Source organism: Arthrobacter castelli DSM 16402 (assembly GCF_000430705.1).
Lineage (GTDB): Bacteria > Actinomycetota > Actinomycetes > Actinomycetales > Micrococcaceae > Arthrobacter_C > Arthrobacter_C castelli.
On the sequence record NZ_AUMN01000006.1, the window covers coordinates 1 to 26,439 of the forward strand.

Annotated in this window: 30 protein-coding genes and 1 pseudogene; 24 read left to right on the plus strand and 7 right to left on the minus strand. The window is 64.4% G+C overall.

Features of this window, described 5'->3' with window-relative positions; genetic code table 11:
* Window positions 1–404, plus strand: a 404-nt coding sequence (locus H535_RS0108140; RefSeq protein ID WP_026819160.1) for an IS5/IS1182 family transposase, incomplete at its 5' end; no start/stop codon positions are given.
* Here H535_RS0108140 and H535_RS0108145 read toward each other — a convergent pair.
* Window positions 403–753, minus strand: a pseudogene (locus H535_RS0108145) (MFS transporter); the annotation flags it as partial. The gene H535_RS0108140 and the pseudogene H535_RS0108145 sit on opposite strands and share 2 nt — an antisense overlap.
* Window positions 754–972: 219 nt before the next feature.
* Here H535_RS0108145 and H535_RS0108150 point away from each other — a divergent pair.
* From H535_RS0108150 to H535_RS0108165, 4 genes are read left to right on the plus strand one after another with little or no spacing between them, the layout of a single operon-like run.
* Complete coding sequence (locus tag H535_RS0108150) at window positions 973–1,845, plus strand: shikimate dehydrogenase (protein ID WP_026819162.1); 873 nt, start codon at window positions 973–975, stop codon at window positions 1,843–1,845.
* 26 nt (window positions 1,846–1,871) lie between these two features.
* Window positions 1,872–3,758, plus strand: a complete 1,887-nt coding sequence (locus H535_RS0108155) for a bifunctional sugar phosphate isomerase/epimerase/4-hydroxyphenylpyruvate dioxygenase family protein (RefSeq protein WP_026819163.1) — start codon at window positions 1,872–1,874, stop codon at window positions 3,756–3,758.
* 12 nt (window positions 3,759–3,770) lie between these two features.
* The gene (locus H535_RS0108160) at window positions 3,771–4,565 is read left to right on the plus strand and encodes an IclR family transcriptional regulator domain-containing protein (RefSeq protein WP_035768850.1); all 795 of its coding nucleotides are present in this window, start codon (window positions 3,771–3,773) and stop codon (window positions 4,563–4,565) included.
* A gap of 29 nt (window positions 4,566–4,594) precedes the next feature.
* Complete coding sequence (locus tag H535_RS0108165) at window positions 4,595–5,353, plus strand: SDR family NAD(P)-dependent oxidoreductase (RefSeq protein WP_026819165.1); 759 nt, start codon at window positions 4,595–4,597, stop codon at window positions 5,351–5,353.
* Between the two features lie 161 nt (window positions 5,354–5,514).
* Here H535_RS0108165 and H535_RS0108170 read toward each other — a convergent pair whose 3' ends face one another.
* On the minus strand, window positions 5,515–5,730 hold the full coding sequence (locus H535_RS0108170) for a hypervirulence associated TUDOR domain-containing protein (protein WP_026819166.1): 216 nt from the start codon (window positions 5,728–5,730) through the stop codon (window positions 5,515–5,517).
* A 112-nt stretch (window positions 5,731–5,842) separates the two neighbouring features.
* Window positions 5,843–6,232 carry a toxin-antitoxin system YwqK family antitoxin gene (locus tag H535_RS24250; RefSeq protein WP_051298824.1) on the minus strand — a complete coding sequence of 130 codons (390 nt, stop codon included), beginning with the start codon at window positions 6,230–6,232 and terminating at the stop codon, window positions 5,843–5,845.
* A 171-nt stretch (window positions 6,233–6,403) separates the two neighbouring features.
* Here H535_RS24250 and H535_RS24255 point away from each other — a divergent pair, with 171 nt between their 5' ends.
* Window positions 6,404–7,150 (plus strand): alpha/beta hydrolase family protein, encoded by a 747-nt coding sequence (locus tag H535_RS24255; protein ID WP_051298827.1) that lies wholly within the window; start codon window positions 6,404–6,406, stop codon window positions 7,148–7,150.
* Between the two features lie 101 nt (window positions 7,151–7,251).
* Complete coding sequence (locus H535_RS0108185) at window positions 7,252–7,497, plus strand: hypothetical protein (protein ID WP_026819167.1); 246 nt, start codon at window positions 7,252–7,254, stop codon at window positions 7,495–7,497.
* 217 nt (window positions 7,498–7,714) lie between these two features.
* Here the strand turns inward: H535_RS0108185 and H535_RS0108190 are convergent, their stop codons facing one another.
* Window positions 7,715–8,131, minus strand: a complete 417-nt coding sequence (locus H535_RS0108190; RefSeq protein WP_026819168.1) for a DoxX family membrane protein — start codon at window positions 8,129–8,131, stop codon at window positions 7,715–7,717.
* Between the two features lie 175 nt (window positions 8,132–8,306).
* Window positions 8,307–8,540 carry a hypothetical protein gene (locus H535_RS0108195; protein WP_155838619.1) on the minus strand — a complete coding sequence of 78 codons (234 nt, stop codon included), beginning with the start codon at window positions 8,538–8,540 and terminating at the stop codon, window positions 8,307–8,309.
* A 351-nt stretch (window positions 8,541–8,891) separates the two neighbouring features.
* On the opposite strand from H535_RS0108195, the gene H535_RS0108200 reads away from it, so the two are divergent.
* The 12 genes from H535_RS0108200 to H535_RS24270 all read left to right on the plus strand — a co-directional run bounded on the left by H535_RS0108200 (window position 8,892) and on the right by H535_RS24270 (window position 20,336).
* A complete protein-coding gene (locus H535_RS0108200) occupies window positions 8,892–9,533 on the plus strand; it encodes an ABC transporter permease (protein ID WP_026819170.1) in 642 nt (213 codons plus the stop codon).
* Window positions 9,526–10,911, plus strand: coding sequence for an ATP-binding cassette domain-containing protein (locus H535_RS24260; RefSeq protein WP_081416530.1), 1,386 nt, complete (start codon window positions 9,526–9,528; stop codon window positions 10,909–10,911). Before H535_RS0108200 ends, H535_RS24260 begins: the two co-directional genes overlap by 8 nt.
* Window positions 10,908–11,672: an ABC transporter permease gene (locus H535_RS0108210; protein WP_026819171.1), complete on the plus strand. Its 765-nt coding sequence runs from the start codon at window positions 10,908–10,910 to the stop codon at window positions 11,670–11,672. Before H535_RS24260 ends, H535_RS0108210 begins: the two co-directional genes overlap by 4 nt.
* Window positions 11,672–12,736 carry a glycine betaine ABC transporter substrate-binding protein gene (locus tag H535_RS0108215; RefSeq protein WP_081416531.1) on the plus strand — a complete coding sequence of 355 codons (1,065 nt, stop codon included), beginning with the start codon at window positions 11,672–11,674 and terminating at the stop codon, window positions 12,734–12,736. The genes H535_RS0108210 and H535_RS0108215 overlap by 1 nt, the downstream gene beginning before the upstream one ends.
* A 44-nt stretch (window positions 12,737–12,780) precedes the next feature.
* Window positions 12,781–13,530, plus strand: a complete 750-nt coding sequence (locus H535_RS0108220; RefSeq protein WP_035768852.1) for a sulfite exporter TauE/SafE family protein — start codon at window positions 12,781–12,783, stop codon at window positions 13,528–13,530.
* Window positions 13,531–13,576: 46 nt separating this feature from the next.
* Window positions 13,577–15,925 carry an arylsulfatase gene (locus tag H535_RS0108225; RefSeq protein ID WP_035768853.1) on the plus strand — a complete coding sequence of 783 codons (2,349 nt, stop codon included), beginning with the start codon at window positions 13,577–13,579 and terminating at the stop codon, window positions 15,923–15,925.
* Window position 15,926: 1 nt separating this feature from the next.
* Entirely contained in the window at window positions 15,927–16,346 is a 420-nt protein-coding gene (locus tag H535_RS0108230; RefSeq protein WP_026819175.1) for a YidH family protein, read from the plus strand.
* 2 nt (window positions 16,347–16,348) lie between these two features.
* Window positions 16,349–16,684 (plus strand): DUF202 domain-containing protein, encoded by a 336-nt coding sequence (locus H535_RS0108235; protein ID WP_425387266.1) that lies wholly within the window; start codon window positions 16,349–16,351, stop codon window positions 16,682–16,684.
* 97 nt (window positions 16,685–16,781) lie between these two features.
* A complete protein-coding gene (locus H535_RS0108240) occupies window positions 16,782–17,798 on the plus strand; it encodes a formylglycine-generating enzyme family protein (protein WP_026819177.1) in 1,017 nt (338 codons plus the stop codon).
* 28 nt (window positions 17,799–17,826) lie between these two features.
* The gene (locus H535_RS0108245; RefSeq protein WP_155838620.1) at window positions 17,827–18,309 is read left to right on the plus strand and encodes a hypothetical protein; all 483 of its coding nucleotides are present in this window, start codon (window positions 17,827–17,829) and stop codon (window positions 18,307–18,309) included.
* Entirely contained in the window at window positions 18,306–18,953 is a 648-nt protein-coding gene (locus H535_RS24265) for a TetR/AcrR family transcriptional regulator (protein WP_051298829.1), read from the plus strand. The genes H535_RS0108245 and H535_RS24265 overlap by 4 nt, the downstream gene beginning before the upstream one ends.
* Before the next feature lie 81 nt (window positions 18,954–19,034).
* The gene (locus H535_RS24270; protein ID WP_051298830.1) at window positions 19,035–20,336 is read left to right on the plus strand and encodes a cell division protein PerM; all 1,302 of its coding nucleotides are present in this window, start codon (window positions 19,035–19,037) and stop codon (window positions 20,334–20,336) included.
* 75 nt (window positions 20,337–20,411) lie between these two features.
* Here H535_RS24270 and H535_RS0108260 read toward each other — a convergent pair whose 3' ends face one another.
* Window positions 20,412–20,888, minus strand: coding sequence for a hypothetical protein (locus H535_RS0108260; RefSeq protein ID WP_026819179.1), 477 nt, complete (start codon window positions 20,886–20,888; stop codon window positions 20,412–20,414).
* 40 nt (window positions 20,889–20,928) lie between these two features.
* Between H535_RS0108260 and purN the strand changes: the two genes are divergently transcribed.
* The 5 genes from purN to H535_RS0108285 all read left to right on the plus strand — a co-directional run bounded on the left by purN (window position 20,929) and on the right by H535_RS0108285 (window position 25,769).
* Window positions 20,929–21,495, plus strand: a complete 567-nt coding sequence (purN, locus tag H535_RS0108265; RefSeq protein ID WP_026819180.1) for a phosphoribosylglycinamide formyltransferase — start codon at window positions 20,929–20,931, stop codon at window positions 21,493–21,495.
* A 216-nt stretch (window positions 21,496–21,711) separates the two neighbouring features.
* On the plus strand, window positions 21,712–22,305 hold the full coding sequence (locus H535_RS0108270; protein WP_026819181.1) for a DUF6318 family protein: 594 nt from the start codon (window positions 21,712–21,714) through the stop codon (window positions 22,303–22,305).
* 61 nt (window positions 22,306–22,366) lie between these two features.
* Entirely contained in the window at window positions 22,367–24,004 is a 1,638-nt protein-coding gene (gene purH / locus H535_RS0108275; RefSeq protein WP_026819182.1) for a bifunctional phosphoribosylaminoimidazolecarboxamide formyltransferase/IMP cyclohydrolase, read from the plus strand.
* Between the two features lie 36 nt (window positions 24,005–24,040).
* Entirely contained in the window at window positions 24,041–24,352 is a 312-nt protein-coding gene (locus H535_RS0108280; protein WP_035768857.1) for a DUF3017 domain-containing protein, read from the plus strand.
* A 196-nt stretch (window positions 24,353–24,548) separates the two neighbouring features.
* Window positions 24,549–25,769, plus strand: a complete 1,221-nt coding sequence (locus H535_RS0108285) for an NADP-dependent isocitrate dehydrogenase (RefSeq protein WP_026819184.1) — start codon at window positions 24,549–24,551, stop codon at window positions 25,767–25,769.
* A 135-nt stretch (window positions 25,770–25,904) separates the two neighbouring features.
* On the opposite strand, the gene H535_RS0108290 is transcribed toward H535_RS0108285, so the two are convergent.
* Window positions 25,905–26,252 carry a hypothetical protein gene (locus H535_RS0108290; protein ID WP_155838621.1) on the minus strand — a complete coding sequence of 116 codons (348 nt, stop codon included), beginning with the start codon at window positions 26,250–26,252 and terminating at the stop codon, window positions 25,905–25,907.
* Window positions 26,253–26,439 lie beyond the last annotated feature (187 nt).

Below are 26,439 nucleotides of genomic sequence, written 5' to 3' on the forward strand. Positions count from 1 at the left end.
AGTCCGGCGATGCGCCCATGTTTCCGCACCTGATGGATCACCTGAAGGTCTCCCGGCCAGGGTCGGGACCGGCCCGCGCCCGACCGGAGAAAGTCCGCGGCGATAAGGCCTACTCATCACGGGCCATCCGGACCAGCCTGCGAAACCGCAACATCAAAGCCGTCATAGCCGAACCGGCCGATCAGGCCGGCCACCGCCGCCGTAAAGGCCGCAAAGGAGGTCGACCTCCCGCCTTCGATGCCGAGGACTACAAGCGCCGCAACGTCGTCGAACGAGCCTTCAACGTCTACAAACAATGGCGCGGATTAGCCACTCGCTACGACAAACTCGCCCTGACCTACCGCGGCGGCACCATACTCAGAGCCATCACCATGTGGACCAACTTATTGGGAGACACGCCCTAGCGCCGGCTTGCTCGCCTGCTGCCGAGAGGCCTTGCAACAACCGGCACAAGACGAGCAGCACTGGTGCCCACCAGCCAATGACATCAAAGCTGGGCAGGCAACCAATCAGGAACGTGGACCCGCCCATCATGACCAGGGTGAGCATCAGAATCTTCTGCCGGCCAATGCGGTCGCCGAAATGTCCCAGGATCACCGCGCCAACCGGCCGGGCCACGTAGGCAAAGCCGAACGTCGCCAGCGACATGACGCTGGCCTGGGCGCCGGCCGACGGAAAGAAGATGTGGGGAAAGATCAGCGCGGCGGCAGAACCGAAAATGAAGAAGTCATAATACTCCACGGCGCTGCCCATGAAGCTGGCCAGGGCGGCTCCTGTGGGTCTTTGAAGGTCATGACTTCCCGTCAAAGGCCCAACAGGAGGAATTCGGAAAACGCTGTGCACTATGCGTACATATGTGCATAAAACGAACGACTGGAGTAACGTAGCTCAGGTCACAAGCTATTCGCAACATGAGGGCTGCCCTGAAAGACACAATTCGCCGCCGGTGGCCGGCTGAAAGGAAGCTGACCTTTGAGTACCGTTTCCGAATCACATCTGGTGGGCCTCATCGGCGAGGGGATCACCCGGTCCCTGACTCCGCCGATGCACGAACGCGAGGCCGACCAGCACGGGTTGCGGTATCTGTACCGGCCGGTTGATCTGACAGAGATCAGCCGTGACGGCTCCGCAGTGGGGGAGTTGCTCCAAGCGGGTAGGGACCTGGGATTCAACGCGTTTAACATTACCCATCCCTGCAAACAGCTGGTGATGGATCACCTCGATGCCATCTCCGATGACGCGCGGCGGCTGGGCGCGGTTAACACGGTGCTGGTCCGCGATGGTTCGTTCATCGGCGACAACACCGATTTCTCCGGCTTCGGCACCGCAATGTCCCAGGGGCTGCCGGACGCGGGTCTTGACTCGGTGGTCCAGCTCGGCACGGGAGGCGCCGGTGCCGCCGTGGCCTATGCCCTGCTCAAAGCCGGCGTGCAGACCCTGTCGCTGATGGATTTGAATGCCGGACGGGCAGCCGAACGGGTGGCCACGCTGGAAGGCTACTTCCCCGACCGGCAGATCACCGCCATCGGACAAACAGAGTTGCCGCAGGCCCTTGCCGGTGCGGACGGCTTGGTTAATGCAACCCCGGTGGGCATGCATCTGCACCCCGGCCTGCCGCTCGATGCCGGACTGCTGCGGCCCGGCCATTGGGTTGCCGACGTCGTCTACCGGCCGGTTGAAACTGAACTGATCCGCACCGCGGACTCGTTGGGGTGCCGGGTGCTGGATGGCGGATACATGGCGGTGGGGCAGGCGGTCGATGCGTTTGGCCTGATCACCGGCCGCACAGCGGATGCTGACCGCATGCGTGAACATTTCCTTGAACTGATTGCCCAGGGCCGCTAGGCGGCCCGGATGGAAAGGTGGCCGGCATGAGAACGTCGATCGCGACGGTGTGCCTCAGCGGCACGCTTGAGGAGAAAATGCGTGCCTGCGCCGAGGCGGGTTTCGACGGCATCGAGATCTTCGAGCAGGACCTGGTGGTCTGCCCCAAGAGCCCGGACGAAATCAGGACTCTGGCGTCGGAGCTGGGCCTGAGCCTCGACCTGTACCAGCCGTTCCGCGACTTCGAGGGCGTCACCGAGGAAGAGCTCCAGGCCAACCTGCACCGCGCCGAAGCCAAGTTCCGGCTGATGCGGACGCTGGGTATCGACATGATTCTGGTCTGCAGCAACGCCGGTACAGCCAGTATTGATGACGACGACGTCGCGGCGGCCCAGCTGCATCGGCTCGGCATCCTCGCGAACCAGTACGGGATCCGCATCGCCTATGAAGCGTTGGCGTGGGGTCGGTTCGTCAATGACTTTGAGCATGCCTGCCGGATCGTGGAGCAGGTGGACCTGCCCAATGTCGGTACCTGCCTGGACAGTTTCCACATCCTGTCCCGGAAGTGGGATCCGGCAGGTATCGAGGACATCCCGGCCGGGAAGATCTTTTTCGTCCAGCTGGCCGATGCTCCGACCATGAGCATGGACATTCTGTCCTGGAGCCGCCACCACCGCCTCTTCCCCGGGGAGGGCGACTTCGAGCTGGCCAAGTTCATGGGGCATCTGGTCCGCGCCGGATACGCCGGCCCGGTCTCGCTGGAGATCTTCAATGACGTGTTCCGCCAGAGCGACGAGGTGCGCACCGCCGTCGACGGGATGCGGTCACTGGTCTGGCTGGAGGAACTGACATCGCTGCACCTGCAGGAGCTCGACCAGCAGGGCGACCCGCAGAGCGCCAGCTACCCGATGCAGCTGGCCACGCTGCCGCAGGTCGACCAGCCGAGCGGGTTCAACTTCACGGAGATCCGGGCCGAAAACACCGATCACATCCAGGAGCTGTTGTACCAGCTCGGGTTCGTCTACGAGGGACGGCACCGGACCAAGGACGTCCAGCTGTGGACCCAGGGCCAGACACGGGTGATCGTCAACGAACAGGACGCCCAAAGCCAGGAACCGTTCATTGCGGCGCTGGGGTTCGACGTCGAAAACCCCCAGGCTGCCGCGTCCCGGGCAATTCAATTGTGCGCCGACGCTGTCCCGCGGCGCACCCAAGCCAACGAGGAAGTGCTGCAGGCCGTCTCCGCCCCGGACTCCACCGAGATCTTCCTCTGCCAGGCAACCCCGGACGGAACGTCGGCCTGGACCTCGGAATTCAGCCTGAGCCCGGAACTGCCAGACACCACCACTGTGACGGTCGACGACGCCGCGAACCTGATCACGCAGGTGGACCACGTGAACCTGGCGCAGCCGTGGCAGGTCTTTGACGAGGCGGTGCTGTTCTACGAGAGCACATTGTCGCTGCAGCGCCAACCCTCCACCGACGTTCCAAGCCCCATCGGCCTGGTCCGTAGCCAGGTGATGCGGACCAGTGGGGGCGACATCCGCCTCGCCCTCAACGTGGCGCCGCAGGCGCTGGAGCAGGCCGGAATGCCGGTCTCAAGCTATCCGGCACACGTCGCTTTCTCCTGCACGGACCTGATTGCCGTGGCCCGCAAGGCGCTGGCCAGGGGGCTGAAGTTCCTGCCGATTCCGGCCAACTACTATGCTGACCTGCAGGCGCGGTTCAGGCTGGATCCGTCGTTGCTGCGGACATTGCAGGACTACAACCTGCTCTATGACCGTGACGACAACGGCGATTTCCTGCACTTCTATACCGCCACGGTGGGTAGTGTCTTCTTTGAGGTGGTTGAACGCCGCAATGGATACGAAGGCTACGGGGCGCCGAATGCTCCGGTACGCCTGGCCGCCCAATACCAACGCCCGGACCAATAGACAGGAGCCGACGTGGACCCCCACGTGGACGAGGGACAGCCGGCCCATTATGTGAAATCTGCCGAGAAGACCCTGGCCGTGCTGCTCGCATTCACCAACGACCAGCCGCGGCAGACCGTGTCCAGCGTGGCTGCCAGTACGGTGTTGAGCCGGGCGGCAGCTCGCCGGTTCCTGCTGACGCTGACCGACCTGGGCTACCTGCGCAACGATGGAACCCACTTCGAGCTCGCACCGCGTTGCCTCGACATCGGCGCCTCCTTCCTGGCCAATCTGACGCTGCCGCAGATCGCCGAACCGCACCTGAAGCAGCTTTCCATCGACCTGAACGAGACCACGTCGTTGTGCATCCTGGACGGCACCGACATCGTCTACGTGGCCCGCGTTGCCTCGCCCCGGCTGCTCAGCGTTTCCATTAACGTTGGCACCCGGTTCCCGGCATGGGCCACATCAATGGGGCGGGTGCTGATTGGTGGATTGCCGCGGCAGCAGCGCGAAGAGTTCTTCGAAGCCGTGCAGCTGCAGCAATTCACCGAGCGGTCCATCAGTTCGGTGGAGGAGCTGCGGGCGGAAGTCGACCGGGCGGATCACCGTGGCTGGTCAATGGTCACCCAGGAACTCGAGGACGGGCTGCGGGGGATCGCGGTGCCGGTGGTGCGGCGTGGAGAAGTCATCGCTGCCGTCAACGTATCGCTGCAGACCCACCGGGCGCCGGAGGAAACGATCGAACGGACCATCGTGCCGCTGCTGACGGATGCGGCAAAGCAGATTGCCGACGACTATGGTGGCCGCCACAACAGTGCGTCATAAGTGTCACTGAAGGGCCGTACGCTGGTCTCATGACCCGGACAGTTCTCATTACCGGCGCGACGTCGGGACTCGGCGCGGAATTCGCCCGACAGCTGGCTGCCAAGGGGGCAGACCTCGTGCTGGTGGGCCGAAACTCTGCGCGGCTGGAACACAATGCGGCGCAACTGCGGACCGCCCATGGCATTCACGTCGAGGTGCTGGTGGCCGATTTGCACACCGAGGCGGGGACCAAGGACGTCGTTGCCCGGCTGGATGATGCCGGCCGGCCTGTCACGACGCTGATCAACAACGCCGGCTACGGATTGGTGGAACCGTTCGCGGACAGCCCGATTGAAACGGAGCTGGACCATCTGCGGATCCATGTCACGGTCCCGTTGGTACTGTCCCATGCTGCGCTGCGCGGAATGCGGACGCGCGGCGGCGGACATATCATCAACCTCGCCAGCGTCGCCGGTTTCACCCCGCGGGGTACGTACGGCGCGGTGAAGGCTGCGATCATCAGCTTCAGCCGGTGGGCCAACATCAAGTACGGTCCCGAGGGCATCAACGTGACGGCAGTGTGTCCGGGCTTCGTGCACACCGAATTTCACCAGCGGATGAAGGTGGACAAAAGGTCGGTGCCGCGGTGGATGTGGCTGAACGCTGACGATGTGGTGGCGCAGGGACTGAATGACGCCGCCCGCGGCAAGGGAGTCTCGATCCCCAGCCTGCGGTACAAAGTCCTGGCCGCAATCGCCCGGTTCGCACCACCATCGATAGTGGCCCGCTTCGCCTGGCGCGGGCGGTAGCTGCTTTTGCGCAGGGCGCGGGCGGTGGCGGCTGTTGCGCAGGCTTTAACACCAACAGCCGACTGATCCGGCGTGTCGGCAGACGACTCGCCGGGGTTCCGCCGTCGCCGCCGGGTGTTGGTGTTTTTCCGTGTTGACCGTGTTTTCCGTACTGACCGAAGCTACCGGCGCGGAACCTTCGCCAGGGCAGACTCCTTATGCATGGCAATGTGCCCGGTTTTGAGGCTTTCCAACTCGTACTGTGGGTCTTCCGGGCTGCACCGCCGCGTTCGTCCGCGGAATTCGACGTCCTCGGTGTGGACTTTCAGCACCCTGCCGTCAATGGGCCCGGCCTCGGAATTCCACCGTACGTGCTCGCCTGCCTTGAACGCGCTCACAGCCGCCTCCTTTCGACTCCCGGTTCCAGGCTCCGGCCTGCCGGGTTACGGATTCAATCCCCGGGACCCGGGCGCCGGCGCCGGCGCCGTGCCGGATATCCGTTTGCTCAGGCTACCCCTTGTGGTTCCGCTTGGCCGTGAGCAGTCCGGCGTCGTCATAGTAGGCCCATTCCCCGGACTTCCTGCCATTGATGTACCTGCCGATGTCCATCAACTCGCCTGTGGAGTGATACCGCTTCCAGAGGCCGGTCTGCAGGCCTTGGTCGTAATCACCGGCCTGCAATAGTCCGCCGCTTTCCCGGTACCACACCCAGGGACCGTCCAACTCTCCGGCGGCGTACCGTCCAAAAGCTTTCACATCGCCGCTGCGGAAGAAGAACGTCCAGTCGCCGTCGCGCTCGCCGTCAACATACCCGCCCGAACCTGAAAGCGTTCCATCCTTGAAGCGTTCCTCGCCCGGGCCGGTGGTTGTTCCTGCTCCATCGTGTTGGCTGTGGGTCATGGTTCCTCCTTGGTGATGGGACGTCTGTGATGGCGGTATGGCACCGTCGGCCGGTTATCTCCCTACTGAAAATGAAGTGGACACCCTGAGGTGTCGGGACGTATAAGCTCGTCCCATGATCATACGGAGGCTGGGTTCGCCCGTCACCTGTTATTGGCGTGGAAGCCGAAGATGACAGCCGAAACGTTACCGCCGATCGAGGATGCCGAGGCTTTCAAGCTGGAGTACGACGACGTTTCCCTCGCCGGCTATGCCTGGTGGGCCGAACAGCAGGCCCCAGCCTTGCTGATGCTGCATGGTTGGGGCGAAGACGCCTCGACCCTGGCACCGGTGGCTCGGCTCATCCGCAGCCGGAGATGGCATGCAGTATCGATTTCGATGCGCGGCTGGCGCGGCTCCACTGGTACTGACGATTACGGGTTAAGCGCGCCCAAAGATCTGGGACGGGTGCTGGACTGGCTGCGGAACCAGCCGCGGGTGGGCGGCACGGTGCTGCTCGGGTTCTCCATGGGCGGGGTGATGGCCTCGCTGGCCGCGGCCCGGCAAACCGACCTGACGGGCATCGTCGTCGTGGGCGCGCCGTCGCACTTGCCAACGGTGTACAGCGAAACCGCCTATGGCGGTGTGCGCCGCTATTTCGACGCGACCTTGCAGCCGCAGCAATGGGAACAATCCTCACCGTTGACACACGCCGCCAGGATCGGCGCTCCGATGGTGATCGTCACCGGTGGCCAGGACCAGATGTGTCCGCCGGCGCAGGGAGCGGCGATGGCGAAGCTGGTGCCGAAGAGCAGATTGTTCCATGATCCGGCGATGGGGCACCATCCCGACCAGGAGCAATGGCAGCGCGTCCTCGACGTGGCGGCGGAGCACATCGGGTTGGGAGTTCCGGGCGGGGGCCTGGAGCGCGGGCAGTGAAGCAGGCCCCCTTTCACCAGGGGCGGGATCAGACCTAATGTGGCAGTACTGGCCCCGTTTCAAGAGGGGCGGCGCGAGCAGCTTCCAAGGAGGCCGAGGATATGAGCAACGGGGACGAGGACCGCGACCAAGGCATTGAGGCCGCTGCAGAGAGGATCTTCCGGAATCTGTCGGAAAGCCGGCGGGGCGGGGGTACTGAGGATGGACGTGTTCCCTCCGACCCCAATGAGGACGATGAGGAAGTGCCGGCCCATTCGAGCATCAGTGAAGGCTTGAACTCAACCAGTGCCGATCCGGTGGTCGACGACGAGGACGACGACGGCCAGACAGGCAAGGGCAGCCAGTGATGTGTCCGAACGGGAAGGCTGGTCCGGCCCGGGGCAGGCTGGACGCGGGAACTGTGGACCCGGCGGGCTGAGCGGTTTGGCCCAAGACGGTGGTTTTACAGGGGCCAGTGGCCCATACAGGCGACCGGCACCGTCACAGGCGAACGGTCCCGTCCAATGCTGGACGGGACCATTCGTACGAAGCGCCGGTGCCCGCTGAACCCGGTCGCGGGCAGGACTACTTCTTGGCAGCCTTGGTGCGGCTATCCAGGACCATGGACAGGCCGATGCCGAGCATCCAGACATCCTTGGCGACAGCGGTGCCGTCCGCGCTGGGGCGGACCCCGTCATCCTGCGTCATCCCCGGGGTCTTCAAATACATCATTATGAGGCCCGCGGAGAAGGCGGTGAGCCCCAGTCCTGCCAGCCGGCTGGGGATGAACGGAGCCAGCAGGGCCGCACCCAATGCGGTCTCCGCGTAGCTCAGGTACTTGCCGAACTCCTTGGGATCCAGGTTCCCGACCTGCGGGACGGCGTTTTTGGCCATCTGTTGCATGCCCGCCGCGCTATCGGCGTCAAGCTGCATCTTCCCCAGTCCGGAGTTGAGGATAAAGCTGCCGGTCGCAAGGCGCAGGGGGATGTGGCTCAGTTTCATGAAAACCTCCGTTGTGTTGTCCAACCATCCCGATCCTACAAACGGGAACCGGCATCAACAACTGTTGGCGTAACGCATGCCGGCCGGCAGTGGTGCACCGCCGCCCGCCAAGTCGTGGTGCGCGGCGGCCGGCCGTGCTGCGATAGAGCTCGTGGACGGCGGATACCGGATCCCGCTATTCCAGCGACGTAACGATCCCCGGGCTCTCTTCCCGTGCGGGGGCCAAGGCGATTGTCGCGATCTCCGCGCGCGATAAATTCGCGGCGGCAGCAACCTCATCCACGGGAAAACCCGCGGCAATAGCCTCAATGATGGCGGCTCTTCTGGCCTGTCCTGCCCTGTCCATTTCGGCCTCAAGGTCTTCGACTCTTGCTGAAGCGATCCACAGCTTTCTTAAATGAGAAGTCATGACCATCCCAGGAACTAAATACTGCGCCTGCCCCGTCCTTCTACAGGGAAAATAGAGCACGCCGTATGACTTCAGGCCTTACGAAGTGCTCTGACGATAAACGTTACGGCAGGTATGCCGCACATATCCAGTAGCGATTTTGCCAGCCATTACCCGGGGGCATGACGGGGTCGAAATCCTCGCCATGGCAGCGATCCAATCGGGGCACGGGATACCCGGGGCGGGGTGGAATGTGATCTGGAACACGGGGTTTCTTGGATTCTTGAGCCTCAAGTCGTTACTGTTATGTAGGCGCAGCAACGAGGCGTCGATGAGGCACGGTTGTCGATAAGTGGAACGGGGAGGAACATTATGTGGGAGTTTCTGGTGGACAGATTCAACCAAATCCTCTTTTCCAGCTGGCAGCATTTTTCCCTCGTCGTCCAATGCCTGATCCTGGCGACTCTTATCGCCGTCGGCATTGCCGCGTTGGTCTACCGCAGCAAAGGGTTGACGGGGGTCGCCAACGGTATTTCCGCCGTCGGATTGACCATTCCATCGTTCGCCTTGATCGGTATTCTGATTGCCCCCTTTGGATTTGGCGTGACCCCTGCGGTCATTGTTGTCACGTTTTTCGCCGCACTGCCCATCCTTCGCAACGCCATTGTCGGATTGACCGGAGTTGAACGTTCACTGGTTGAGTCCGCCCGCGGCATCGGCATGAGCAGGATAAGCACCTTGCTGCGGGTGGAGCTGCCGATGGCGTGGCCGGTCATCCTGACTGGAGTGCGGGTGTCTGCCCAGATGGTGATGGGAATTGCAGCCATCACCGCCTATTCCCTCGGGCCGGGTCTTGGCGGCTTCATCTTTACGGGACTGTCCCGGCTCGGCGGTGCCAACGCGCTCAATTCCGTCGTCGTCGGGGTCGTAGCTGTCATCATCATTGCCATCATTCTCGACCTGTTGCTCCTGGTTCTTGGGCGACTCACAACCCCGCGAGGTATCCGTGTCTGAAATTACGCAAACCACTCCCGGCGCTCCAGACGACTCCTCGGTCAGCGGGACAAGTATCCTGCTGGACCAAGTCACTAAGCGGTACCCCGGCCAGCCGGATCCGGCGGTCGACGGACTGACGCTGGAGATCCCCGCCGGAAGAATCGTGATGCTGGTGGGACCATCCGGCTGCGGCAAAACGACCACGCTGAAGATGATCAACCGGCTCATTGAGCCCAGCGAAGGGCGGATTGTCCTCGGTGGCGACGATGTTACGGATATGGATGGCGACAAGCTGCGGCGCCGGATCGGGTACGTGATCCAGGCCGGCGGGCTGTTCCCCCACATGACAGTGGAAAACAACGTCGCCATGGTGCCGAAGATGCTCGGCTGGAGCAAGGACCGTATTTCAAAGCGCGTGGACGAGCTGCTGGAGCTGGTCTCCCTTGATCCGGCGTTGTACCGCGCACGCTATCCCAAGGAGCTCTCGGGCGGGCAACAGCAGAGGGTCGGCGTGGCACGGGCCCTGGCGGCCGATCCGCCGGTGCTGTTGATGGATGAGCCGTTTGGCGCCGTCGATCCCATCACCCGGCAGCGGCTGCAGGATGAGCTGCTGCGGATCCAGGACGAAGTCCAGAAGACCATCGTCTGCGTCACACACGACTTTGACGAGGCGGTCAAGCTCGGCGACTGGATCGCGATCTTCTCCAATGGCGCCCGTCTGGTGCAGTACGACTCGCCGGAGCGTATCCTGGCCGACCCGGCCAGCAGTTTCGTGGAAGATTTCATCGGCTCGGGTGCAGGCCTCAAACAGCTCACCCTCGCACGCGTCAACGACGTCACACTGGCGGAGGCGGTCGTGGCCCGTTTCGGCGACGACGCGAAGCAGGTGCTGGACCGGATGGACAAGGCGTCCCACGATCATGCGGTCGTCGTCGATGACCGCGACAGACCCCAGGATTGGCTCTCCCGTCGCCAGCTGGGCCGGATGGAGACGATCCCTTCCGAGGCGGACCCGCATTTGCCGGTGGTCGGGGAGCGGGCCACCCTCAACGATGCCCTGGACACGATGTTGGTTTCCAGCGCCGGCGCCGCGCTGGTGGTGGGCCGCAGGGACGTCTTCCGTGGCGTGATCGATGTGCAGACCATCATGGACGCCATCACCGCCGCGCACGAAGCCGCAATCCAGGACACAGGACATGATGCACCGGTGGGTATTAACACCGGGTCCATGGAACAGGTCGCCGGAAATGGCAAGGCTGCGGGGAACGGCCAGGAACCCGACGGCGGCCCGGCACCTGACGGCCAGGAACCCGACGGCGGCCGGTCACCTAACGGCCAGGAACCCGACGGCGGCCGGGCACCTGACGGCCAGGAAGCCGACGGCGGCCGGTCATGACGACGGCGGCAGCTCCCCTCACCCGGGGCAATGAATGGTGGCGCGAATGGCGACCGCTGATCATCCAACCGGTAGTGATTTTCGCGGTCCTTGCAGCGCTGTTGATCTGGCTGCGGTCGATTGAACTGACCAGCGTTGAGCGGTCGACACTGCAGCCTGACAGGCTGTGGGGCTACACCCTGGAGCACTTGGCGCTGACCTTCCTGGCGGCCGCCATCGTGCTGGCGATCGCTATCCCGCTGGGCATCCTGCTGACGCGGGGTCCCTTCAGGTTCCTCACCGGGCCGGTGCTTGCCGTTGCCAACATTGGCCAGGCGGCACCGGCGATCGGGCTGATTGTGCTGCTGGCCATGGGAATGGGATTCGGCTTTTGGGCAGCGATCATTTCCCTGGTCATCTACGCGGCGCTTCCCGTGCTGCGCAACACCATGGTCGGCATTGAACAGGTTGATTCGCGTCTTGTTGAAGCGGGACGGGGTATGGGAATGAGCTCCGCGGCGGTGCTGTTCCGCATCGAGCTGCCGCTGGCCGTGCCGGTGATGCTGGCCGGTATCCGCACTGCCCTGGTGCTGCTGGTGGGAACTGCCACGCTGGCGACCTTCATCAGCGGTGGCGGACTGGGCATCCTGATTACCAGCGGAGTGAACCTGAGCTTGAATGTCGTACTGATTGTGGGGGCGCTGCTGGTCGCGTTGCTGGCCTTGTTAATTGACTGGGTGGGACGCGTCGTCGAGCAGTTGGCCCGCCCGAAGGGACTGTAATGGACGTGGACGCAACACAGCCCACCGCAGGCAGGCCGGTCAGCCCGGGCAGGCCGGGCAGGCGCCGGCGCGGCTCGCTGGCCGCCATCTTCGCTTCGCTGGCGCTGATCCTGACCGGTTGCGGGTTGCAGCCGGCCACGTCCTTCGTCCCGGCGGCCGGTCCCGGCTCCATCGAGGAGATCCCGAGCGCGGACGGTGAAACCATCACCGTGACCTCGAAGAACTTCACCGAGCAGCTGATCCTGGGCAAGATTGCCGTGTTGGCGATGCAGGCGGCCGGTTTCGACGTCAAGGACCTCACCAATGTCCCGGGCAGCCAGCCGGTGCGGGAGCTGATGCTCTCCGGCCAGGCGGATGTGACATGGGAATACACCGGCACCGCTTGGCTGACGTACCTGGGCAAGAAGCAGGGCATTCCCGACCAGCAGAAGCAGTACAAGGCGGTCAGGAAGGCTGACAAGAAGAACGGCCTGACCTGGCTGCCGCCGGCACCGTTGAATAACACCTACGCGATGGCCGTACGCTCTGAGGCAGTGGACGACCTCGGCGGTATCTCGAAACTGTCCGAGATCAAGGATCTGCCGGTCAAGGAACGGACATTCTGTGTTGAGTCCGAGTTCAATTCGCGCTCGGACGGGCTGAACCCCATGTTGAAGCATTACGGGATGAAACGTGGATCTCCGCAGGGCGTGCCGAACGACAACATCGGAATTTACGACACCGGAGCCGTCTACTCGGCCACCGATAACGGTGCCTGCAATTTCGGCGAGGTCTTCACCACCGACGGCCGTATCGAAGCGCTCGACCTGACCGTGCTTGAGGATGACAAGCACTTCTTCCCCGCCTATAACGGCGCGGCCGTGGTGCGCACCGAGGTGCTCAAGGAGTTCCCGCAGATCGCCGATGTGTTCGCGCAGATCAGCCCGGAACTGACCAGCGACGTGATGAGGAAACTGAACGGCAAGGTTGATGTACAGGGCATGCAGCCCGCCCAGGTTGCCTTTGACTGGATGGTCAAGGAAGGGTTCATCAGCGAGGCCGACGGCGTGCTTGGCAGTCAGTGAGGGTCGAGGGGCTGTAGAGACCTGTACCAACGTAGGGTGGAGTGGTGACCCCGCTGCTCCTCGTCCTGACCCTGGCCGCCGTCGTCATCTCGGCGATCGCGCAACGGGTGGCCGGACTCGGCTTCGCCATGCTGCTGGCTCCGTTCCTGGTACTGATTTTCGGCCCGTACAGCGGCATTCTGCTGGTCAATCTGCTGGGGGCGACGTCGGCAGGAATCATGTTCATCCGGGTGCGTTCCTTCGTCGACTGGGGCATGTACTGGCGGCTGGCCGTCCCGGCCGTGGTCATGTCGGTGCCGTTTTCCATCCTGGCCCTCGCGCTGCCGGCCGCCCCGCTGGAGGCCGGCGTCGGATTCCTGCTGGTGCTTGCCCTGGCCGTATCCGTGGTGCTGCACCGCGGCCCGCGGACCATCGACGGCCCGGGTGTCCGGACCGCCACCGGGCTGTCGTCGGGCATCACCAACGCCCTCGCCGGAGTGGGAGGACCGACGGTCAGTGTCTACGCCGTCATCAGCCGGTGGGACCAGCGCAAGTTCGCCGCCACCGTGCAGCCGTACTTTATGACCATCGGGCTGGCCGCCATGGCGACCAAATCCGTCGTCGACCCCGGCGAGTGGCCGGTCCTTTCCGGATGGACCTGGGCGGCATTGTTGGGCATGATTCTGCTGGGCATGTACGTTGGCGAACGGGTGGCCCGTTTCATCGATGACCGCACGGCCCGCAAGGCGGTCATCATCATCGCCTTCCTTGGCGCCGTCTCCACTATGGTCAAAGGTCTGATAAACCTGATGTAGAAGTTCTTCGGCATTGGCCGGTATCCGACGTGAAGGAGCATTATTGATGGACCCTATTCGTGACATTCTCCCGGTACCGGAACGCCGGGATACGCCCCCGACCGCGATGGACCGTGAGAACCAGGCTGAGGCGTTCACCCCGGTGCAGCCGCTGCGTCCGCCGCAGGGCGCCCCCAACGTGGTGCTCGTGCTGGTGGACGATATGGGGTACGGGGCCTCCAGCGCCTATGGCGGCCCATGCGAGATGCCCACGGCCGAGCGGCTTTCCTCGACCGGACTGCGGTACAACCGTTTCCACGTCAATGCCCTCTGCTCGCCCACCCGCCAGTCCCTGATGACGGGGCGGAACCACCATTCGGTGGGCATGGGCGTCACCAGTGAGATGGCGACTTCCGCGCCCGGCTACACCGGATTCCGCCCGGACAGCGCTGCCACCATCGCCCAGACCTTGAGCGGCAACGGGTACAGCACAGCCGCCTTTGGCAAGTGGCACCAGACACCACCGCGCGAAGTCAGCGCCGCCGGCCCGTTCGGCCGCTGGCCCACCGGCGAAGGGTTCGACAAGTTCTACGGCTTCATGGGTGCGGAGATGAACCACTGGTACCCGCAGCTCTACGACGGGACAACCCCGGTGGAGCCTGAGCAGCGGCCGGAGGACGGCTACCACCTCTCCGAGGACCTCGTGGACCAGGCCATCGACTGGATCCACACCCAGCAGACACTCACACCCGACAAGCCGTTCTTCAGCTACCTGGCCTTGGGCGCCACCCACGCACCCTTCCACGTCAGGCAGGAATGGAAGGAGAAATACGCCGGAAGGTTCGACGCCGGGTGGGACGCCCAGCGCGAAGCCACCTTGGCGCGGCAAAAAGAGTTGGGAATCGTGCCCGAATCGGCCGAGCTCGCGCCCTGGGCGGAGAGCGTGCCGCACTGGGACGAACTGAACGAGGACGAACGCCGCATGGCCTGCGGTTTTATGGAGACCTACGCAGCATTCGCCGAACATGCCGACACCCAGGTGGGGCGCCTGGTCGATGAACTCGATGCAATGGGCGAACTCGACAACACACTGTTCGTCTACATCATGGGAGATAACGGAGCGTCCGGCGAGGGCGGCATCGAAGGAACCACTCGCGAACACCTGGTGGGCCACGGATTCGGTGACCGCACCGAAGAAATGATCAGCCAGCTGGACGCGTTGGGCGACCCCAGCACCTACGCCATTTACCCGGTGGGATGGGCGCTGGCGATGAACACCCCGTACCAGTGGACCAAGCAGGTCGCCTCGCATTATGGCGGCACCCGTAACGGAATGATCATGCACTGGGGTGACGGGATCGACGGCGGCGGCATCCGCGACCAGTGGCATCACGTCATCGACATCGCCCCGACCATCTTCGAAGCCGCCGGCGTGCCCCAGCCGGTTGAGGTCAACGGCGTCGCGCAGCAGCCGATCGAGGGCACCAGCATGGTCTATTCGTTCAATGCCCCCGAGGCGCCGGACCGCCGTCGTACCCAGTACTTCGAGATGTGCGGTAACCGCGGGATCTACCACGAGGGTTGGACGGCAGTGACCCGCCATGGCACTCCCTGGAAGATGGTTCCCGAAGGGCTGCCGCGCTTCGCCGACGATGTCTGGGAGCTGTACGACACCAGCACCGACTGGTCCCAGGCCCACGACCTGGCCGACAAGTACCCGGACAAGCTGGCCGAATTGCAGAACCTGTTCCTGATCGAGGCCGCCAAGTACAACGTGTTCCCGCTGGACGACCGTGTCACCGAACGAGAGAACCCCACCGTCGCCGGGCGCCTCGACCTGATGGGCGACCGCCGCTCAGTCACCTTCCGGGCGGGAATGGGCCGCTTCACCGAAGAGACTGTGCCCAATGTGAAGAACCGTTCCCATTCCATCACCGCGCACGTCGAGATTCCCGATGGCGGCGCGGACGGGGTCCTCATCGCCCAGGGCGGCCGTTTCGGCGGGTGGTCGCTGTACATCCATGAAGGCCGCCTCTGCTACGCCTACAACTGCTACGGCCGCGACCATTACAGCGTCCGTTCGAGTGACGTGCCGGCCCCCGGTGAACATGAGCTCCGGCTCGAGTTCAGCTACGACGGCGGCGGCATCGGCAAGGGCGGAACCGCCTCACTGGTGGTCGACGGCGCCGCGGCCGGATCGGGCAGGGTGGAGGTCACCACCTCCTACTACTTCTCCTTCGACGAGACGCTGAACATCGGCGTCGACCGCGGTACTCCTGTCTCGGAGGATTACCCGGAGGTGGACAATGCCTTCACCGGAACCATCCACACCGTGAGGATCGACCTGGAAGGGGAGGACCCGCAACTGAGCGAGAGCGACGAGGACCGGCAGCGACGGATGCTGGCCCACCAGTAGCATGAAGGCATCACAATCATCGCCGGGACAGCCGGCAGGCGGGGACCGGCCCCGCCGCCACCGGGTCACCGACCGGGTGCTCGGTGGCGGCGAAGAGCCGGATCCGCGGTTCACCCTGGCTAACGAGCGGACTTTCCTGGCCTGGATTCGCACTGCGTTGGCGCTGCTGGCCGGCGGTATCGCGGTGGAGGCGTTCACCACGGAGGTCTTCAGCCCGGAGATCCGCAAGACCGTGGCCGTGCTGCTGCTGTTACTGGCGATGTTCATCGCCGGCGGTGCCTGTTTCCGCTGGCTGAATGTGGAGCGGGCCATGCGGAATAAGACGCCGCTGCCGCTGCCGCTGATCATTCCGGTGCTGGCGCTGGGCGGCGCGGTGGTCAGCGCCGTGTTTATCGTCTTCGTGCTGCTCCGGGATGGATGACCGTGGCGCAGGTTCGATACCATGCGGATCCCGGGCTGCAACCGGAGCGCACGTCGCTGGCCTGGGGCCGGACGATGTTCGCCCTGGTGACAGTCAGCCTGCTGTTCCTGCGCTGGTTGCCTGTTTACGGCTGGCTGCCCGCCGTGTTGATCGTGTTGACCCTGCTGACTGCCGGCGGAGTCTACTTCAGCCAGCGCAGTCGATATGTGCATGGCGGACGAGGCATTGCCGAGGGACGGGTGAGGCCGGACATCGGCGCAGTGATGGTCACCGGCGGCGCCATCGGCGTGCTGGCCCTGCTGGGGATGGTCGTCATCATCGCTTCGCCCTTGGACTGAGCCGGTTGGATGGGCCGGTGGACCTGGGCCGGTGGGGGCGAGCCGGTGGATATAAAGCCGGTGGATATAAGCCGGTGGACTGATTGAAGGTGGATAAGTGAACGAGCCGCACCAAGGACACAGTGGTTGTTGCGCCCCGTCGCGGGACGCTGCGCGGACGAACGGAGATGTACGGACAGACGGCGGGAGCCATGCAGCCGCCGCGCCTGTACCGCGGCAGGGCGCTGCCGCCGTCGTCCATTCCCCCGCTGTCCACGACGATATTGCCCTGCCCGGCGGGACCTTTTCGATGGGCGATCCATTTGGCGAGGGGTATCCGGCCGACGGAGAACACCCGGTCCACGACGTTGATCTGAGCAGCTTCGCTATCGACGCCACCGCCGTCACCAATCGCCAGTTCGCAGCCTTCATCGACGCCACGGGGTACCGGACCGAGGCCGAACAATACGGAACGTCGGCCGTCTTCCACCTGGCCGCGGCCGCCCCCGCCGCAGATGTGCTCGGCGAGGCGGAAGGCGCGCCCTGGTGGTTGAATGTGCGCGGCGCTGACTGGGCCCACCCCGGCGGCCGCAACTCCAGCTGGCGGGAGCTCGCCGACCATCCCGCCGTGCACGTTTCCCACCATGACGCGCTGGCGTATTGCTCCTGGGCCGGCCGGCGGCTGCCCACGGAAGCGGAGTGGGAATTCGCCGCCAGGGGAGGGCTCGACGGCCACCGCTATCCGTGGGGCAATGAACTGCTCGGCGACGACGGGTCCCACCTGTGCAATATCTGGCAGGGGACGTTCCCGACGTCGAACACCACCGCCGACGGATACTTGGCGACCGCGCCGGTGCAGTCCTTTGGCCCCAACGGGTACGGGCTCTATGAGACCAGCGGCAATGTCTGGGAGTGGTGCGCCGACTGGTTCCTGCCCAAGTACTACCGCAACTCGCCGCGGGAGGATCCGCCCGGGCCCACTATCGGCCATGGCAGGGTGATGCGCGGCGGCTCGTACCTGTGCCACGACTCCTACTGCAACCGGTACCGCGTGGCCGCCAGGACCTTCAACACCGCCGAGTCGTCCATGGGCAACTGCGGTTTCCGGACCGTGGCACTGGCGAACCAGGGATAACGTGCGTTATACTAACAAGCGTTAACCTATGAAGGAGTCGCACATGCTCGCCCAACTCGCTTCCGGACTCGAGGCGGCCGACGCCGCCACGGTGCTGGCAACTATGACCGACGACGTCACGCTCAGAGTCGCAGTGCACGACCAGCCTTTCGAGGGGCGGGAGGTGACCGGGCAGATTCTCACGGCCGTGCTGGACGGGGCGCTCCACGATGTCGAGGTGACTGAGACTATCCGGCAGGCCGCGGGGCAAGCCGGCGCGGAGACCGCCGGACAAGCCGGCGCACAGCCCGCCGGGCAACCCGGCGCGCAGACCGCGATACTGATGTTCACGGTGCAGGTCGCGGATCACCCCGGCACGGCCGACGGCCTGCTGGTGGTCCGCTGCGACCCGGACCGCGACAACCGGATCTTCGACATTACAGTCTTCCTGCGTCCGCTGGCCGCCTTGCAGGCCCTGGCCGACGACATGGGCAGGCGCCTCGGGGGACCGCGACCCGGCGACGGGGCTTGATTCCGCAGGATCCGGCGAAACACCAAGGGCCGAGCTCCTCCTCCCGGCGCCGGAAGCGCGGCACCGGCCACGAGTTGCGCGGGGTCGTCATCCGCGTGGCCACGGACTTGCTCGCTCGGAGCGGCGATGTGGACGCGCTGACGATGCGCGATGTAGCGGCCGACGCCGGCGTCACGGCACCATCGGTCTACCGCCACTTTCCCGACAAGCAAGCCCTCGTCCGCGCCGTCATCACGGAACGGTTCGCCGATTTCACCGCTGTGCTGAACCAGGCGGCTGAGGGCCGTGAACACCCCGTGGCGCGGCTGGAAGCGATGAGCCGCGCCTATGTGTCCGCCGGGTTGGAGCAGCCGGGCCACTACAGGGTGTTGTTCAGCGCGGCCAACGCCGGTCCGGCCGGGTTGGGCCTGCCGGAAGGAACCGGGCATCCCGGCGCTGCTGCGTTCCAGGTCTTGGTGGATGCGGTCGCCGGCTGCCTTGCAGAGCGCGCCAGCTCACCGGCGGCGATGACGTTGGCCACCGGGTTGTGGGCGTCGTTGCACGGCATCGTTGACTTGCGCATTACCAAGCCGGAGATGGACTGGCCAGACACGGAATTACTTGTCGACCACGCGTTGGGTGCCATTCGCTCCGCCGCCGGCTGATCGTCCCGGCCAGTGCCGATGAATCGTTGTGCGGCGTTGTCTTGAGTCAACCTGTCGGCACCGCGTGACACTATAGAGACGATGAAATTGAACCAGGAGCGAAGGTTGCCGATGCCCCTGTGGCTGCAGGGTGCCTTCGAATTCGCGCAAGTGGCACTCGTGACGGCGCTGCTGGTGCTGATCCCGCTGGCGGGAGTCTGGTGGGCCGATGGCTTCTCCGACCGCTCCTTTGCCTCCCTCGCACGATTGGGAGGACATGCCTGGCTGCTGATCCACGGTGTCCCCCTGGAACTGCAGCTGGCGGGCGGGACCAGCTCGCGCGACATGCTGACCGGAGCCATCACGCTCACCCCGCTGGCCTTGACACTGGTGCCGTTCTTCCTCGCATGGCGGTCCGGCCGGCGGCTGGCCCGCGCCTCCTATACAGATCAACTCTGGCAGGCAGGCCTGGGCGCCGTCGTGGTTTATGCGGCTGCCAGTACGGGCACAGCGTTCATCAGCGAAACCAGCCAGGTATCCACGCCGGTTGCGGCGGCCATGCTGGTGCCCCTGATCCCCGTCGGCGCCGGACTCATCATCGGCGCCCGACGTGAAGCGGGGTCCTGGAGCCGGCTGATTGGCGTGGACGCTGCCGAATGGGTCGCGGCGACGAGCCAGCATTCCCGCTGGGCCGGGTCCTATGCCTGGTCAATTGTGCGCGCCTCCACACTGGCGTTCATGGCGTCGCTGTCCCTGTCCGCACTGCTGTTGACGGTCGCCATCGGCCTGCATTGGTCCGAAATCATCACGGTGTACGAGGGGCTGGCGCCCGGGATTGTGGGCGGGTCGGTGCTGACCATCGTCGAACTCGGCCTGCTGCCCAACTTCGCGATCTGGACGTTATCCTGGGCCTCCGGTGCTGGATTCCTCCTGGGCGAGGGTTCGCTGGTGGGGCCGCTGGGCACCCAAGTCGGCCCGCTGCCGTCGTTCCCTATGCTCGCGGCGCTGCCCACGGGGCAGCTGGACTTCGGCATTGCCGCACTGCTGATTCCGATCACTGCCGGGGCGCTGGCCGGATGGTGGTTCCTGCGCGAAGGCGAGAACCACCTCGACGAATGGCTGGAGATCAAGGTCCACGCCCGGTGGTTCACCTCCGCTGCCTCCACCCTGGCCCTCGGAGTTTTCATCGGTGCCATCGCCGGAATCGGCGCAGCGATTGCGGCGTGGATCGCCCGCGGGTCAATCGCGATCGGCCGGTTCACCGAACTTGGCCCCGACCCCTTGACGACTGCCGTCTGGGTGGCAGCCGAGGTGGCTATCGGCGTCGTCATTGGATACGCGCTGGCACCGTTGCTGGAAACCGACCCGGAAACTGTTGACGAAAGCACGACGTCGGACCGTTGAGTTGCGTGGGGGCCGGCCGGCAGTCGGGCAGCACCATGTCGCCGGCAGGATTCGCGTATCCGGCGGCGGCCTCGCCTACGGGGTCAACGGTTCGCTGAGTTCCTCCAGGGTTTTCTCGTAGTCCTGCTGGCACTCGACCTCGGCGCTGACCGTCAGCGCCTGGGACATGCACGTCTCGTACTCGGCGGTGATGGGCCACAACGCTACGAGCGCGGCCGATGAAATGGTCAACACCAGTGAGACTCCGATCCCCAACGCGAGCCCGACCCGCAATAGCCGCGGAAAACCGCACCTGACGGACTTCACCAAGCCAATGATGGAGAAGACGACGGCGGCCGCGGCGATCACGGGGGCAGCCGCCTTCCACGGCAGCTCCAGGTAGCTGGTCAGCAGTGCGAGGATGATCGAGAAGGCGAACAGCCGGATGAAGGTGCGCGCCGACTTCAACTCGTCGTCGGTCGGCTTGTGCCGGTGAGGCCTGTTGGGATCGCGCTGCGGTGGAGGTCCGTGAGTCCGCGTCGACTCTTGGTGCTGTGGTTGACCGTCGTCCATGATTCCAGCCTATGCCAGTCAGGCCCTTAAAGTGGTGTCCATGCGTATAGTCGTCCTGGTCTCCGGCAGCGGTTCGAACCTGCAAGCCGTTATCGATGCCGAGCGGGCCGGGCAGCTGCCTATTGAGGTTGCCGCTGTGGGGGCGGACCGGCATGGCACCTATGGGGTGGAGCGGTCCGCCGCGGCTGGTATCGACACCTTCGTGGTCAACTTCGGCGACTACGCCGACCGCCGCGACTGGGACGATGCGTTGCGCCAGAAAGCAGCCTCCTACCGCCCGGACCTTGTGTTGTCATCAGGATTCATGCGCATTGTCGATGAGCGCTTCATCAAACGATTCGAAGGCCGCTACATCAACACCCACCCTGCGCTGCTGCCGTCTTTCCCCGGGGCCCATGGTGTGCGGGATGCCTTGGCGTACGGCGTGAAGGTCACCGGTGCGACGGTGATGGTGGCCGACGCCGGTGTGGACACCGGGCCAATCCTGGCGCAGGCGCCAGTGGCAGTGCTCGACGACGATACCGAGGCGACGCTGCATGAGCGCATCAAGGTCGAGGAGCGCCGGTTGCTGATCGAAACACTGGCTGAACTGTCGCGCAAATACTGACCGGGAACGGACGGCTGTTCCGTGAGCACCTATCCGGCCGGTGATACTGATCACCAAGGTGATCTTTTTGTGAACCGGTGCACAGTGGTTTGAATAGGATGTGCAAGGGCAGCGATGGCTGCCCCGAAATTGCCAGTTGGCGTGACAGCCGGACCGCGGCCCGGGGAGACCGGGAGCTGCACGGGGAGTCACTGCGAATCACCTCGAGGATGGTAAATGAAGAATATGATGCAGATGGCCGCTGGCGCGGCGGTGGCCGCCCTGGCCCTGACAGGCTGCGGAACGGCGGCCTCCGAGTCCCAATCGGAATCGGGTCATGAGGTGCCGGTGGGGGCCAGCTCGGCCGGCCCGGCACGGAACGTCGATGCCCCGCAGGAATCGAAGCCGCTGACGGCTAAGTCGGCCGAGGGCCTGAAGACGTTCACCTACTTCTGGATCTCCTACAACAGCTACGCCCAGCAGACCGGTGAAACCGACAAGCTCGATGAACTGTCGTCCGACAAGTGCAATTACTGCAGCAACGAGATCGACATGATCAACAAGGTCTACGACGACGGCGGCTGGATGGCCGGCGGCGACCCGAGGGTGACCGATATTTTCCCGAAGCTCCCGGAGGGGAAATCGACGGGCACGGCGCTTGTCACATACTCGGAAACTGCCGGCACCATATTCAATTCCGAGGGTGAAGAGGCCTCGACCATCGAGCCGAAGAAGCCGACGGTGCTCACCGTAAAGGCTTCCTACATTGACGGCGAGTGGACGATGAGGTCCATTGAAGAGACACCGGACGCGGAATTGCCGGCCACGTAGGGCAGTCGCTGGTGAACTACACTGGTGTGCGGCCCCGTCCTGAAAACTCCTGGAGATTTGTGTGAGTCTGAAACAGCTTGACCGTGTTCCCATCCGCCGGGCCTTGATCTCGGTATACGACAAGACCGGGCTTGAGGAACTGGCTCAGGGCCTGCATCACGCGGGAGTGGCAATCGTGTCCACCGGTTCGACGGCGGGACGCATTTCGGCCGCCGGCGTGCCGGTCACTGAAGTGGCTGAGCTGACCGGCTTCCCGGAGACCCTCGATGGCCGGGTCAAGACGCTGCACCCGAAGGTCCATGCGGGAATCCTCGCGGACCGCCGCCGGTCCGAGCACGTTGATCAATTGTCCGACCTCGAGATCGAGGCATTCGACCTGGTCGTCGTCAATCTTTACCCCTTTGTCGACACCGTGAAGTCCGGCGCCGAACCGGACGACGTCGTCGAACAGATCGATATCGGCGGTCCGGCGATGGTGCGTTCCGCGGCGAAAAACCATGCGTCGGTTTCCGTCGTCGTCGACCCGGCACGCTATGCCGACGTCGTCGCCGCAGCCTCCGAGGGCGGATTCGACCTGAACGCACGACGGCGGCTGGCCGCCATGGCCTTCGCCCACACCGCCGGTTATGACAACGCGGTGGCCTCCTGGACGGCGGCGCAGTTCGGAGACGGAACCAGTGACAGCGGTCAGTGGCCGCTCTACGCCGGGCTGTCCCTGGAACGCAGTTCCGTATTGCGGTACGGCGAAAACCCGCACCAGCCGGCCGCACTGTATGTGGAGCAGGGCGCGACGCCGGGAATCGCGCAGGCGGACCTGCTGCATGGCAAGGCCATGTCGTACAACAACTACGTCGACGGTGACGCAGCGGTGCGGGCCGCTTTCGACTTCGACCAGCCGGCCGTCGCCGTCGTCAAGCATGCCAACCCCTGCGGCATCGCCGTCGCCACCGAAGGGGCGGCCGATCCGATCGCCGATGCCCACGCCAAGGCGCACGCCTGCGATCCCGTGTCGGCGTTTGGCGGGGTGATTGCCGCGAACCGTCCGGTCACCGCCGCCATGGCGCGCACCGTGTCGGGAATCTTCACCGAAGTCGTCATCGCACCTGGTTTCGAGCCCGAGGCCCGGGACATTCTGACCGGCAAGAAGAACATCCGGCTGCTCGCGCTTCCCGCCGGTTACCGTCGCGATCCGGCCGAGTTCAAGCAGGTCTCCGGCGGCATGCTGCTGCAGACGGTTGACACCCTCGGCGCCGACGGGGACGACCCGCGGAATTGGAAGCTGGTCGCCGGCGAGGCCGCGGACGGGAAGACCCTGGCGGATCTGGTGTTTGCCTGGGGCGCCTTGCGCGGCGTGAAGTCCAACGGCATTCTGCTCGCCCATGATGGCGCTACTGTCGGCATCGGCATGGGGCAAGTCAACCGGGTCGACTCCTGCAAGCTCGCCGTCGAGCGCGCCCGGACGCTCGGTGCGGCCGACGACGGCCAGGCGGACGGCACGTCGCCGGACCGTGCCGCGGGGTCGGTCGTGGCCTCGGACGCCTTCTTTCCTTTCGCCGACGGACTGCAGATCCTGCTCGATGCCGGCGTCCGCGCCGTCGTGCAACCCGGTGGCTCCGTGCGTGACGAAGAAGTAATCGCGGCGGCACAGGCAGCCGGTGTCACCATGTACCTCACCGGTGCGCGGCACTTTTTCCACTAGGCTCCGGTTAGGGACCAAAACCGGATCGAGGATTCAGTGAGCGAACCGCATGAGCCTGCCCCGGGGCGCGGCCGGGCCGGCACGGGACAGGGCCTGCTGCTGCGCCGATGGCGGTTCATCTGGTTTGCCCTCGCTGCACTCATTCTGGCCATGGTGCTGGCGGTGACGGCCAGTTTCCGGGTGACCGGTTTCGTGCTGGCGGCACTGTTGATGATCCTCGCCGTGCTGCGGGGAACCGGGCGTGAAGAGGGAATGCTGTTCGCCGCCCGCAGCCGCGCCTTCGACGCCGTCGTGCTTGCCGGGTGCGCCGTTGGCCTGGTGCTGTTTTCCGTTATCGCTCCGGCGTAAGGGCGGGCGGCTGAAGGTGGCACTGTCGGCGGCGTGCCGCCGTCGTGCCGGGGCTTCAAGGGTGCTCAACGTCAGCGATTCCAGTTCGTCCCGGCAACGGGCGTTGTGGCATTATTGAACCTGATTGTCCACGAGAAACACCTGGAAACAACAGGGGTCGACGACGAGACGCGGCCCCGAATCATAAGGAGACCGTGTGTCCAAGATTAAGGTAGCCGGCCCCGTCGTCGAGCTCGATGGCGATGAGATGACCCACATCATCTGGCAGTTCATTAAGGACCGCCTGATTCATCCCTATCTCGATGTGGATCTGAAATACTACGACCTGTCCATCCAGAACCGTGATGCCACGGACGACCAGGTCACAGTCGATGCCGCGAATGCCATCAAGGAGCACAACGTCGGCGTTAAGTGCGCCACCATCACCCCCGATGAGGCGCGGGTCGAAGAATTCGGCCTGAAGAAGATGTGGGTCTCGCCGAACGGAACTATCCGCAACATCCTCGGTGGGGTGGTCTTCCGCGAGCCGATCATTATCTCCAACATCCCGCGGCTGGTGCCGGGCTGGAACCAGCCGATCATCATTGGCCGCCACGCCCACGGCGACCAGTACAAGGCGACCAACTTCAAGGTCCCGGGTGCCGGCAAGGTCACTATGAGCTTCGAACCGGACGACGGCTCCGAGCCGATGAAGTTCGACGTCGTCACGATGCCTGAAGAGGGCGGCGTGGCCATGGGAATGTACAACTTCAACGAGTCCATCAAGGACTTCGCGCGTGCATCGTTCAGGTATGGCCTGATGCGCAACTACCCGGTCTACATGTCCACCAAGAACACCATCCTCAAGGCCTACGACGGTCAGTTCAAGGACCTGTTCCAGGAAGTCTTCGACAACGAGTTCAAGGACCAGTTCGCCCAGGCCGGCCTGACGTACGAGCACCGCCTGATCGATGACATGGTCGCTTCGGCCATGAAGTGGGAAGGCGGCTACGTCTGGGCCTGCAAGAACTACGACGGCGACGTCCAGTCCGATACGGTCGCTCAGGGCTTTGGTTCGCTGGGCCTGATGACGTCGGTGTTGATGACTCCGGATGGCAAGACAGTGGAGGCCGAAGCCGCGCACGGAACGGTCACCCGGCACTTCCGCCGCCACCAGGCCGGTGAGCCGACGTCGACCAACCCGATCGCGTCGATCTTCGCCTGGACCCGCGGGTTGATGCACCGCGGCGAGTTGGATGGAACCCCCGAGGTCGTGGAGTTCGCACAGACCCTCGAAGACGTGGTCGTGAAGACCGTCGAGTCCGGCAAGATGACCAAGGACCTGGCGCTGCTGGCCGAAGGCGAGCAGGGCCACCTCACCACAGAGGATTTCCTCGCCGCGCTGGATGAGAATCTGGCGGCCCGCCTGAACAAGTAACCAGCCCGGCCTGCCTGAACAAGTAGCCGGGCCGCGTGATGGACCGGACTGCTTTGAACGGTCCATTGGCTGAACTGCCATTGGCTGGACGCGGCATAGCGGCCCCGCACCCTCGCAGGTGCGGGGCCGCTGGTGCTAGGTGGAGAAGAAACGACGCATCGATGGCGGGAGCCACAGGAGGCCGAGCATAGCCACATGGATGACGTCTCCGGGGACCGCCCAGAGACCATACTGAAGGCCTGCCGCCATCGAAATAAAGCTGAACCCAGTGGCAGCAATCAGATAAATCGTCAGGGCGATGCGTGCCCACCTGCGTCCCCGGCGTGCCCTCAGGACGAACCAAACCACCAGCACAATGTTGATGGCATGCAAGGTCCAGGTGTAGAACAGGGCCGCGGCGACGGCGAAGTCCACATGTTCCGGAGCGAGGTCGGGGGTGTTCTGCACGATGGAAGTGGCCAGGTCACCGCGGTTGAGTGTCATCTGAAGCGGCAACCCGATGTACACGATCAGCAGGGGAAGCACTCCAACGCTGACCCACCGGAGTGGCGCCGGTGGATGCCCCGCGTGTGCAGGTGGGCGCGGGTCCGTCGTCGGACTTTGGTAGTGCGACCGTGATTCCACGCAGACAAGCGTACTGGCCGGCTGCCTGAATCATCAGGTGCCCACG